At 64.9% G+C, this 12,365-nt stretch carries 6 protein-coding genes; all 6 read left to right on the top strand.

Annotated elements, in window-relative coordinates; translation table 11 throughout:
- Positions 1-19 precede the first annotated feature (19 nt).
- The 6 genes from D3874_RS02920 (at position 20) to D3874_RS02895 (ending at position 12,329) form a co-directional block, all read left to right on the top strand.
- Entirely contained in the window at positions 20-2,290 is a 2,271-nt protein-coding gene (locus tag D3874_RS02920) for a hydantoinase B/oxoprolinase family protein (protein ID WP_119776287.1), read from the top strand.
- A gap of 5 nt (positions 2,291-2,295) precedes the next feature.
- Positions 2,296-3,141, top strand: a complete 846-nt coding sequence (locus tag D3874_RS02915; protein WP_147385493.1) for a hypothetical protein — start codon at positions 2,296-2,298, stop codon at positions 3,139-3,141.
- Between the two features lie 20 nt (positions 3,142-3,161).
- Positions 3,162-5,159: an acetoacetate--CoA ligase gene (locus D3874_RS02910; protein WP_119776282.1), complete on the top strand. Its 1,998-nt coding sequence runs from the start codon at positions 3,162-3,164 to the stop codon at positions 5,157-5,159.
- A 248-nt stretch (positions 5,160-5,407) separates the two neighbouring features.
- The gene (locus tag D3874_RS02905) at positions 5,408-8,125 is read left to right on the top strand and encodes a LuxR C-terminal-related transcriptional regulator (protein WP_147385492.1); all 2,718 of its coding nucleotides are present in this window, start codon (positions 5,408-5,410) and stop codon (positions 8,123-8,125) included.
- A gap of 359 nt (positions 8,126-8,484) precedes the next feature.
- Entirely contained in the window at positions 8,485-10,923 is a 2,439-nt protein-coding gene (locus D3874_RS02900) for an efflux RND transporter permease subunit (protein WP_199698893.1), read from the top strand.
- Between the two features lie 29 nt (positions 10,924-10,952).
- Positions 10,953-12,329, top strand: coding sequence for a DUF1329 domain-containing protein (locus D3874_RS02895; protein ID WP_119776273.1), 1,377 nt, complete (start codon positions 10,953-10,955; stop codon positions 12,327-12,329).
- The last annotated feature ends 36 nt before the right edge of the window (positions 12,330-12,365 follow it).

The raw sequence follows: 12,365 nt of genomic DNA, 5'->3' as shown, positions 1-12,365 counted from the left end.
AAGACTTGGGAGAGCAACCATGAACGTCATGCCCGGAATTGCCACGCTGAGCGTCGGTGACCGCAAGCTGCTGCAGGACTTCGTCGACGAGCATCAGCTGTTCTACGGCCCCGACCCGGCGATCATGCGCAGCCACAAGCTGGAACCGCGCAGCGCCATGGAAGAGGCGGCACTGGCAAGCCATACGGACTCGCACCTGTTGAACCAGGTGCGCGGCCGGGTGATCTCGGCCCTGGCCGAGAGCTTCCGCATGATCGAGCAGATGGGGGCGGCGCCGGGCGCCAAGTGGGGCGACCTGGTCACCGGTGTGTTCACCGCTTCGGGCGACCTCTCCGACATTTCGCCGGCCGGCATCGTCACCTTCGCCGGCGTCTGCCAGTACCCGATCAAGTTCATCAACAAGTACTGGAGCAAGGACGAAACCGTCGGCGTGCGCCACGGCGACGGTTTCATCCATAATGACTCGCGTTACGGCGGCATCCACAATACCGACCAGAGCATGATCATGCCCGTCTATCACGAGGGCGAGCTGGTATGCTGGGTCTCCTCGACCATTCACGAGGGCGAGAACGGCGCGATCGAGCCGGGCGGCATGCCGGCCAAGGCGGAATCGCGCTGGGACGAGGGCCTCAAGATGAGCCCGTTCCGCATCGTCGAGAATTTCCAGGTGAAGCGCGACATCCTCACCTTCCTGCAGAACTCGGTGCGCGATCCCAAGCTTCAGTACGAGGACGTGAAGGTCAAGCTGCATGCCTGCATGCGGCTGATGGACCGAGTGCGCGCGGTGATTGCCGAATTCGGCAAGGATGCCCTGGTCGCCTATCTGCGCCGGAACCTGGAAGATACCGAGGCCGAGGTTCATCGCCGCATCGAGGAAATGCCCGACGGCATCGTGCGCTTCAATTCCTGGATCGACTCGACCCTGCGCGAGCCGGCCCTGCTGAAGATCGCCTGCGCCGCCCGGGTGAAGGGCGACTGCCTGACCATCGATTTCCGCGGCTCCTCGCCCCAGCTCTCCAACCGCTCGGTCAATGCCGTGCTGGGTTCGACCAAGGTGTGCTTCCTCACCGGCCTGTTGCAGAACATCTGGCCCGACCTGCCGCATAACCAGGGCGTGCTCGCGGCCCTGGATTTCGAGACCGACCCGAACTCGCTGATCGACGCCAACAACGACGCGCCTTGTGCGATGAGCCTGTTGCCGATGTTCCGCACCATCACCATGTCGACGGTGGCCTTCCCGAAATTCCTCTACGGCCTGCCTGACGGCGCCAAGGCCCGCGCCACGGTGACCCTGGCCGCGCAGTACAACCAGCCCGCCACCTTCGTCTATGGCGGCCTGACCCAGCACATGGACGTGACCGGCAATTTCTGCGCCGACATCAACGGCAACGGCCAGGGCGCGCGCGAGAACCGTGACGGCGAAAGCAGCGTCTCGCCCCTGTTCGGCTTCATGTGCGACACCGGCGAATACGAACTGGCCGAGGAAGAACTGCCCATGGTGCGCCTGATCGCGCAGCACCTGGCGCGCGACCGGGTGGGCTGGGGCAAGTATCGCGGCGGCCTGGGCTACGAACAGATGGTCTCGGCCCGCGGCACGGCGATGTGGGGCTTCATGACCGGCCAGTCCGGATCGTGGTTTCCCTCGGCGCCCGGCCTGTTCGGCGGCTATAGCTGCCCGGCCTATCCGATCGCCAAGGTCAAGGACATCAACGTCTTCGACTGGTTCAAGGGCCAGGGCAACGCCAGCCGTTTCCCCTATGACATCCTCGAACTGATGAACGAGCAGCCGATCGAGAATGCCCGCTATGTCACCGCCAATGCCGGCATGACCTTCGAGCTGGTCGAGGAAGGCGAGATCTACATGATCTGCCAGGGTGCAGGCGGCGGTTACGGCGATGTGCTGGACCGCGATCCCGAACTGGTGATGAAGGACCTGCGCGAAGACCTGATCACCCATGAAAGCGCCTGGGACATCTACCGTGTCGTCTACAGCCGGCGCACCCTGCTGGTCGACGTGAAGGCGACCGACGAGGCGCGCGCGGCGGAGCGTGCCGCGCGCAAGGCCCGGGCCAAGCCCTATGCCGCCTTCGTCAAGGACTGGGTGACCGAGGGGCCGGCGGCGGATCTGCCCTATTTCGGTTCCTGGGGCGATCATTCGGTGATCCTGGCCACGCCGGGCAAGGCCCGCCAGGAGATGGACGCAGGCGCAATCCAGCCCGTGTTCATGCCCGACCCGCGCGAGGTGCGGATCGCCGAGCTCGAGGCCCAGGTCGCGGCCCTGAAAGGATGACCGGCATGGGGGCATTCCGCGATCGGCTGGCGGCCGGCGGGCGGCAGCCACGCTGGCTCGACTATACCGATTATTGCGGGCGCCTGCTGGCCGGGGGCGCCATCCCCTGGGGCGATGTCACGCGTCTTGTCGACTGGCACCGCAAGGCGCAGGGCCTGCTCAAGTCGGACGTCGCGGCCCTGCCGCTGCGGCCGCTGGTCGAGGCCTGGCTGGTCAGCCATGGCGACCTGCGCGAGGCGCTGGCCGGCCGCCGCCGCCTGCTCTATCCGCTCAAGACCCTGCTGGCGGACGAGGCCATGCGTGGCCATGTCGCCAGTGCGCTCGACGGCCTGCGCCGGACCCATGCCGGCCTGCCGCTGGCCCTGGTCCTGCCGTCGCCGCGCCATTTCATCCAGCTTGCCGCCGCCTGGGCCGGGACGGCCGACGCGGACGAAGCGATCGAGAACGACGACGCGGACAGTGCGTCGATGTATCTGGCCGATTTCCTGCGCGCCTTCGGCGATGCCGGGATCGACCTCCTGCTGCTGGAGGAGCGGCCGGGCGAGCCGGTGTCGCGCGAGGGCATTGCCGCCTATCAGGCGGTCTTGAACATTGCCGGTCACTATCGCTGGGAGATCGGCCTGCGGCTGGGCGGCGCGGCCGACGACCTTGCGGGGGGCCTGGCCGGGATCGATTTCCTGATCGCGCCGCTGCCGGTGCCGGGGGCGGCGACCGGGCTGCAACTGCCCGGCGGCTTCTGGACCGAGGCGGATGCGCCGATGCCAGGCGGCGGCGGGGATTTTCTGTTTGGCGCCATTCCGGCGGATGCGCGGCCCGAGCTCGTGCTCGAACGGCTCGCGGCATTGCCTTGAAAAACGGGAGGGGGCTTGCCATGGTGAAGGAAGGGGACCTGTTGTGGACGCCGTCGCGGGCCTTTGTCGAGAACTCGAACGTTACGCAATATCTGCGCTGGCTGCGTGACAACCGGGGCCTGAATTTCGCCGACTATGATGCGCTGTGGCGCTGGTCGGTGACCGAGATCGAGGCCTTCTGGGAATCGCTGTGGGATTATTTCGAGGTTCAGTCGTCGCGGCCCTATGCCCGGGTGCTGGACCGCCGGGTGATGCCGGGTGCGCGCTGGTTCGAGGGCTCGCGCGTCAATTATGCCGAGCACATGCTGCGCGCCGAGGGCGACGGCAATGCCCCGGCCTTCCATCACATGAGCGAGACCAGGCCGCTGGCCACCATGAACCGGCGCGAACTGGGCCGCCAGGTGCGGATCGTGGCGACGCAGTTGCGCGGCCTGGGCGTGGCGCCGGGCGACCGGGTGGTTTCCTACATGCCCAACATCCCCGAGACGGCGATCGCCATGCTGGCGGCGGTGGCGATCGGTGCCGTGTGGTCAAGTGCCGCCCCTGAGTTCGGCGTGACCACGGTGATCGAGCGCTTCTCGCAGATCGAGCCCAAGGTGCTGTTCGCCGCCGACGGCTATCGCTTCGCCGGCAAGGATTTCTCGCGCATCGCCGAGGTGAAGCAGATCGTGGCGGCCCTGCCGTCGCTGACCTGCGTGGTCTGGTTGCCCTATCTGGACGAGGCGGCGGCCGTGCCGCCCTTGTCGGACGCGATCCTGTGGCGCGAACTGCTCGATCATTCCGACGTGCCGCGCCACCTCTTCGCCTATGAGCAGGTCGCCTATGATCATCCGCTGTGGGTGGTGTTCTCGTCCGGCACGACGGGCCTGCCCAAGGCGATCGCGCATAGTCACATCGGCGCCCTGCTCGAGCACCAGAAGCTGAGCCATTTCCACCTCAACCTGAAGCCGGGCGGGGTGATGTTCTTCTACACCACCACCGGCTGGGTGATGTGGAACATCGTGCTGTCCGGGCTGCTCGCCGGCGCTGCCGTGGTGCTCTACGACGGCAGCCCGGTCCATCCCGAACCCGACGTCTTGTGGAAGATGGCAGCCGAAACCGGCACCACCTGTTTCGGCGCCAGCCCGACCTATGTCCAGATCCTGGAGCGCAAGGGCCTGGAACCGGGCAAGACGTTCGACCTGTCGCGCCTCGACTCGATCCTGCTGGGCGGCTCGCCGGCGACGCCGGAAAGCTTCGCCTGGTTCTACCGGGCGGTGAAATCCGACCTGTGGCTGACCTCGCAGAGCGGCGGCACCGAGATCTGTTCGGGCTTCGTCGGCGCGTCGCCCACCTTGCCCGTCTATGCCGGCGAGATCCAGACCCGGATGCTGGGCATGGACGTCCATGCCTGGTCCGACGACGGCCGGGAACTGGCCGATGAAGTCGGCGAGCTGGTGGTAACCAACCCATTTCCGTCGATGCCGATCTTTTTCTGGGGCGACACCAAGGGCAAGCGCTATCACGAATCCTATTTCGATGTGTTCCCCGGCGTGTGGCGCCACGGCGATTTCATCAAGATCAATGGTCGCGGCGGCTGCTACATCTATGGCCGTTCGGACTCGACCCTGAACCGCTACGGTGTGCGCATCGGCACGGCCGAAATCTACCGGGCGGTCGAGCAGGTCGACGAGGTGCTCGACAGCCTGATCGTGTGCTGCGAACTGCCGGGCGGAAACTTCTACATGCCCTTGTTCGTCAAGCTGAAGCCGGGATGCGATCTGACCGATAGTGTTCGCCTGGCGATCAATGCCAAGTTGCGCGCCGATTGCAGCCCGCGCCACGTCCCCGATGAAATCCACCAGGTGCCGGACGTGCCCTATACCCTGACGGGCAAGAAAATGGAGATCCCGGTGCGCAAGATCCTGATGGGATGGGCGCCGGACAAGGCCGCCAGCCGGGACGCCATGACCAATCCGCCGGCGCTGGATTGGTATATTGCGCTGGCGCAGCGGCGGCAGCGCACGGCTGTTGCATAGGGGGTGGCCCCGATATACCGAACTGTTGGTACCTATTCGGGAGAATGTATGCTCGAATTTTCGGGGTGATCTCCCATAATGGGACACTGACTGGTTGGGGGAGGAAAGGCCGAAATAATCGGCCATCGGCGGTGCGCAGCACCGTTCGACCATCAGGGCCTGGATAACGATAACCGAGACAACATCGGATTGGGGCTGCAATGCTCGTCAGGACCAAATTTCTGCCGCCGAGTCTGTTGACCAACCTCGTGCGTAGGAAAAACCTCGAAGATTATTTCGAGCACCTGCCCGCCTATTCGGTGACGCTGGTGCGCGCGCCCGCCGGCTTCGGCAAGACCACCCTGCTGGCCGACTGGCGCAAACGCCTGCTGTTCGACGGCAGCCGGGTCGCCTGGCTCAGCCTCGACGAACACGACAACGAGCCGGCGCAATTGCTCAGCTACCTGCTGGGCGCGCTCGACCAGGCGTTCGAGAACGATCGCGCGGTGACGACCTCGTTTCTCTCCGCCTCGGGCAACCTTGCGCCCAATCTGGTCGCCGGCTTCATCGTCAACGAGGTGCAGCAGCTCAGCGACGATATCTATGTCTTCCTCGACGACGTGCATGATCTCAATGCCCCCGCGGCGCTGTCGATCCTCTATGACCTGATCCATTACGCGCCGCCCAACCTGCATTTCGTGCTGGCCGGCCGGCCCGCCATCCGGCTGGGCCTGTCGCGGCTGAAGGTCCAGGGCCGGGTGCAGGAAACCGATATCGCCGAGATGCGCTTCGACATTTCGGAAGCCATCGAGTTTTTCCGCCTGCGCGGCCACGACCTGCTGCGCCTGACCGACATCGACACGCTGAACCAGGCGACCGAGGGCTGGGTCGCCGGCCTGTGCCTGGCCAGCCAGTCGCTGGCGCGCAAGAAGAACGTCTCGGAATTCGTCGAGACCTTCTGCGGCCAGACCAAGGAAATCACCGATTACATCCGCGACACCGTGTTTCGCCAGATTGACGAGGAGGATCGCCGCTGGCTGGTGCGCATTTCGATCTTCTCGCGCTTCTGTCCGGCCCTGTGCGACGAGGTGCTGGAACGGGCGGATTCGGCGGCGCGGATTGCCCGCCTGGTCGAGGAGGTGCCCTTCATCATTCCCCTGGAGGGGGCGGAAGGCTGGGCCCGGCTGCATCCCCTGCTGCGCGAATTCCTGGCCGGCGAGGTGAAGCTGCTGGCCCATGACGAGTTCGTCGGTCTGCATCGCCGGGCGGCACAGTGGTTTTCCGCTCGCGAGGCGATTTCCGAGGCGATCCACCACGCGATCGAGGAAGGCGATTCGACCTGGGCGATTCAGCTCATCGCGCGCCAGTCGCGGCGCATGGTGGAAAGCGCCCAGATCCTGCTGCTGATGAGCTGGTACGAACGGCTGCCCAAGGAAGCCTTCGCCAAACGTCTGGACCTGGCGGTCGATGTCATCTGGGCGTTGAGCCTGTCGATGCGCATGGACGAGGCGGGGGCCGCCATCGCCGAGGTGGAGAAGGCGCTGGCCGAACGTCCCCAGCCGGACGACACGGTGCGGTGGGAATTGCAGGCGGTGAAGGCCGCCTACTACACGCTGAACGATCGCGGCGAAGGCCTGCAGGTGGCCGAGGAATGGCTGGCCAACGGGCCGCGCAACGACCAGTTCAAGATCGGCGCGCTGGCCAATGTGGTCACCTACAACCGCAACATCCGGGGCGAATTCGACCGTGCGCTTGAGGCGCAGTTGATCGGCGAATCCTGGCCCATGGCGGAGCGCAGCCACTTCACCATGATCTATGCCGATTGCTGCATCGGCACCGCCCACGAGCAGCGTGGCGAGTTCGACAAGGCGCGGGAACATTACGAGATGGCGCTGCGCCGGGGCGAGGAAATCGGCGGCCGCCGTTCGGTGCCGGCGGCCTTGCCGGCCTCGTGTCTTTCCGGGTTGCTTTACGATCAGGACGATCTCCTGGGCGCGCAGAAGGTCTTGGCGGGACGGTTCGACATCGCCTGTTCACGCACACCGCCGAGCTTTAGCGCGCGCGGGGCGATCTCGCTGGTCAAGGTCCATGTCGCCGATGGTGACATGAAGCGGGCGCTGGAGCGGCTGGACCGGCTGGAGGCGATCGCCAATCGCCTGGGCTTTGCCCGTATCGTGGCCGGTTGCCTGGCCGAGCGCCTGCATCTTGCCCTGCTGGCCAACGACTGGCGCCAGGTGCGTCACTGGACCAATCGTTTGCAGGCGCTGCGCCAGGCCGAGAATCCGGCACTGGGCCGCACCGCGGTCACCCTCACCAACGAGATCATCCGCCTGGGCGAGGCGCGGGCCGACCTGATGCTGGGCGAGGCCAAGCGCAGCCTGGGCTTCCTGCAGAATTACCTGGCCGAAGCCGAAGAATTCGATCGTTTCGGCGACCAGGTGACCGGGCGCATCCTGCTGGCCAGCGCGCTGTGGTCGACGGGCAGCCAGGATGAGGCGGTGGGGGTGTTCCAGGCCGCGTTGTCGATGGCCTTGCCCAAGCGATACCGCCGCGCGTTCCAGGATCAGCGGATCTATGTCCTGCCCCTGCTCAAGGCGTTGCAGACCGGCCTCGATGCTGCCGGCCTGTCGCCCGAGGAGAAGGCCTTTGCGGCCGAACTTCTGCAAGGCCGCGGCGACACCGGCGCCAAGCGTGCCGAGGTGGTGAACTTTACCGAGGTCGGCCGGCCGACGCGCATCCTGCCCGAACGCATGGCCGTGCTGCAGGGCGAGGCCGAGAGCGATCAGAGCCTCTACCAGCAACTGACCGCGCGCGAACGCGAAGTGCTCAGTTGCATGGCCGAAGGGCTGACCAACAAGGAAATTGCCGCGGCGCTGGCGATCGCGCCGGAAACGGTAAAATGGTACGTCAAGCAGATCTTCCTGAAGCTTGGCGCCAACACCCGCACCCAAGCGGTGCGCCAGGCCCGCCGCGCCCGCGTGCTCTAGCCGCCGCCTTCCCGGCCATCGCCCCGGCCATGCCCGGGTGATGGCCGCAAGGGCCCCAGCCCGATCCATGCCCACCCCCGATCCCCCTCCGAATGGGGGGAGGATGGCCTTGCGCTCTGTCGCACGCTGAGCCTGCAAAACGCTGCGGGTCTGCATCGGACCAGAGGCGCCACGGTCACAACGGCAGGGCCCGGGACCCCTAGGGGCGGCACCTGCGACGGGGGAAACGCAATGAGGCGTCGGGTCGGCAGTCATGCCGCCACGGCGAGGTACGCCCTCGCCACTGCAACGGACATCGTCGAGCAGGTTACATGCTCCAGCGGGCGCCGGCAGCTCGCTGCGGAAGGGAGCTCAGTCCAGTGAAGATCACCCGCCATTCCATCGCGCAATTCGTGATGCAGAACCGCCTGCTGTCCGTCGCCGTAATGATCGGGATTACGATCTTCCTGGGCCTGGGCCTGCGCAATGTCGAGCTGCGCACGATCTTCTCCGACCTGCTGCCGTCGGACCACCCTTACGTCCAGACCTTCAAGGATCACCCCAACTTCGGCAACCCGCTGACCATCACCCTGATGGTCAAGCGCAAGACCGGCACGATCTATAATATCGATACCCTGCAAAAGGTCTGGAACATGACCCGCGAGGCCGATCTGGCGCCCGCGGTCGACCACGACCAGGTCCTGTCGATCACCACCGAGAAGGCGCGTTATGCCGAAGCGGTGCCGGACGGCATCGATACCCAGCCGATCATGGGCGATACCGTGCCTACCACCCAGGCCGATATCGACGAATTCCGCCGCCGCGTGGACATGGCGCCCAACGCCCGCGCCTTCCTGATCTCCGACGACGAGACGGCGACCATCATCACCGTCACCTTCATCGAACGCCTGCTCGATTACGGCGCCACCTTCGAATACATGCAAGGCTTGGTGGAGCGTAACCGCGACGCCAACCACGAGGTCTACATGGCGGGCCAGCCGGCCCTGACCGGCTGGGTCTATCACTATGAACACCAGATGCTGTTCATCTTCGCGGCCACGGTCTGCGCGCTGATCCTGTGCCTGATCGTCTACATGCGGAACATCATCGGTGTCGTCGTGCCCCTGGGTGCGAGCACGATCGCCGCCCTGTGGGGCTTTGGCTTCGTCGGCTGGTTGAACATCCCGATCGAGCCGCTGATCATGGTGGTGCCGCTGCTCCACGTCGCGCGCTCGTTCAGCCATTGCGTGCAGTTCATCGAGCGCTATTGCGAGATCCTTCACCATGTGAAGAACAAGACCAAGGCGGCCGAAATCGCGCTCAGCGTGATGATGGTGCCGGGCACGCTGGGCATCGTCACCGATGCCGTGGGCCTGTGCCTGATCGCCGTGGCACCCATCCCGGTGATGGAGCGCCTGGCCCTGTTCTGCGGCTTCTGGGCCTTCATGCTGGTGCCCACCAACATCTTCCTGACGCCCCTGCTGCTGTCCTACCTGCCGACGCCGCGCAACATCCTGAAGATCACCGGGCGTGACGGCGACCGCGGGGTCCATGTGATGATCCGCAACCTGCTGCGCGGCCTCTCCACCTGGACCTTCGGCAAGCGGGCACGCTTCACCACCGTCGCCGTGCTGATCGTCGCCGCCTTCAGCATCTGGCAGACCGCCCATGTGAAGATCGGCAACCCGGTCGAGGGCAGCAACCTGTTGTGGGAAAACAGCCAGTTCAACACGGCGGTCGCCCAGATCAACGATCACTTTCCGGGCTTGAACACGCTCGAAATCGTGCTTGAGGCCAAGAATCCGATCAATCCCAACCGGGTGGCGCGCCAGGCCGAAACCATCGCGACCATGGCCCGCATCGAATATTTCCTGGAACAGCAGGAGAAACCGCCGGTCGCCACCCTGGCCTTCGCCGATTACCTGCCCGAGGCCAATCGCCTGTTCGCCGGCGGCAACCCGAAATGGTCGCCGCTCGATCCCGACGATGCCTCCGTGGGCGCCGCGGTAGGGGCGTTGATGGTGGGCACCAGCCCCAAGGCCTTCCTCCATGTAACCGATTTCGAGCAGCAGAATTCGACTGTCTCGCTGTGGTACAAGGACAACAAACAGGAAACGGTCGACCAGGCGATTGCCCAGGCCCAGGCCGCGGTCGACTTTGTCGGCTCCGACCACCCGGATTTCCGCATCCGCCTCGCCACCGGCACCATCGCCCTGCAACAGTCGGTCAACGACGCGGTCGAGCACTACCACTGGATCATTCTGGGCCTGCTGAACCTGGCGATGTTCGTGAGCTGCGCCTTTGCCTATCGCTCGATCGTTGCCGGCCTGATGCTGCTGGTGCCCGTGAACCTGTCCAACTTCTTCCTGACCGCGGTCATGGTCGAAATGGGCATCGGCCTCGACATCAACAGCCTGCCGATCACCGCGATCGGCATCGGTGTCGGCATCGATTACGGCATCTACCTGCTCAGCCGGATCTGCGAGGAATTCCAGGGCCACAAGGAATATGACACGGCGATCCTCGCCTCGGTTGCCACCACCGGCAAGGCGATCTTCTTCACCGCCACCATCATGCTGCTGGGCATCCTGCCCTGGTACTTCCTGTCGGAACTGAAGTTCCTGGCCGACATGGGCCTGCTGCTGGTCATGGTCATGCTGATCAACATGGTCATCGCACTGATCGTGGTGCCCCTGCTGGTCTGGCTGGTGAAGCCCCAGTTCATGACCCGCGACGACCTGCTGGTCGGCGAGGGGGTCGATCTTTCCGCCTATACGGTTGACGAAAAAGAACTGTCGACGCTGGCCGCGGCCCAGTGACGAAGCAACGCTCAGGGAGGACTGTAACCATGCACATTAAGAAATACGACTTCGACTACTCCAGGCGCCTGTTTCTGGAGCGCGCGGCCAAGGGCATCGTCGGTGCCGGCGTGCTCGCCCCGCTGTGGCCGACCATCGCCAAATCGGGCGACGCCACGACCGCCTACCCTGAAGAACTGCGCTCGATCAGCGCCTATACCAAGGGCAAGCTGAAGCCCGGCGACGTGCTCACCGCCGACAATGTCGATATCGTGAAGGACCTGCTCGACCCCATCGCCTACCGCCAGGTGAAGGAAATGGGCCGGCGCATCACCCTGGTGGAGACCACCAGCGACGTGACCAAGCTGTTCCCGCACGAATATCTGGAAGCCACCCTGAAGAACAAGGGCAAGGCCAAGCTGGACGGTTCGGGCAATACCTTCAACGCCGACGGCAAGCCGTGGATCGGCGGCAACCCGTTCCCCGAGCCCAAGGACGGCGTGGAAGCCTTCGCCAACCTGACCTTAAGCTGGGGCCGCCACGATCAGTCCTTCTACGCCGTGCGCGACTGGGACATTTCGCCCGGCGGCACCACCTCCTACCAGTATGATTTCTGCTGGGCCGAACAGAACACGACCTGCCTGGTCAACAATCCCGACGGCCCCTATTGGGCAGGCCACGAGGACAAGCTGCGTTACCAGTCGGTGTTCTTCATCGGCCCCAACGACGTCAAGGGGACCTCCTTCGTCAACACCTGGTATTACGACCAGGCCAAGTTCCCCGACCTGTTCGGCTATCTCCCCGCCTTCAAGCGCGAGCGCCGGTTCCCCACCAACCAGCGCTTCGAGCCGCTGGTGCCCGGCATCACCATCTTCCTGTCGGACGCCTGGGCGGCGGGCGACCCCATGCTGACCTGGGGCAACTACAAGGTGATCGGCAGCAAGCCGCACCTGGGTTCGGTCTCGCAGAACTGGATGGGCGACGATCCCAACTGGGAGCGCAAGGTCCATGGCGGGCCGAAGGGCGAGACCTTCTTCGACACCTACATGGAGCTGATCCCCGAGGTGATGGTGGTCGAGGCCGAGCCGGTCGGCTATCCGCGCTCGCCGGTGGGCAAGAAGCGGGTCTGGATCGACGTCCGCAACATGATGTTCGTGGCCTATGTCACCTATGACCGGCGCGGCGAAATCTGGAAATCCTTCGAGCCCGGCTTCAGCCAGTACAAGACGGCCAGCAACGTCGTCATGGACGGCAAGAACCCCGGCTGGTCGTGGACCCATGTCCACAGCCACGACATCCAGTCGAACCGCATGAGCCGGTTCGTCCAGGCCAAGAGCATCACCGGCGGCTACAACTCGTCTTGGAACCAGGGCAGTCTCTACGACAAGTTCCTGACCATCCAGGCGGTGCGGCGCCTGGGCGCCTGATCGGGCTTGGTCGCCGGCAGCGCATTGCTGCCGGCG

Origin of the sequence: Oleomonas cavernae (assembly GCF_003590945.1) — a bacterium.
Lineage (GTDB): Bacteria > Pseudomonadota > Alphaproteobacteria > Zavarziniales > Zavarziniaceae > Zavarzinia > Zavarzinia cavernae.
Note: the sequence above shows the minus strand (reverse complement) of the source record. Positions and strands in the feature narration are given on the sequence as shown.

Coding starts and splice junctions, on each gene's coding strand:
- D3874_RS02920 (WP_119776287.1), top strand. CDS start 20: ATGAACGTCATGCCCGGAATTGCCACGCTGAGCGTCGGTGACCGCAAG.
- D3874_RS02915 (WP_147385493.1), top strand. CDS start 2,296: ATGGGGGCATTCCGCGATCGGCTGGCGGCCGGCGGGCGGCAGCCACGC.
- D3874_RS02910 (WP_119776282.1), top strand. CDS start 3,162: ATGGTGAAGGAAGGGGACCTGTTGTGGACGCCGTCGCGGGCCTTTGTC.
- D3874_RS02895 (WP_119776273.1), top strand. CDS start 10,953: ATGCACATTAAGAAATACGACTTCGACTACTCCAGGCGCCTGTTTCTG.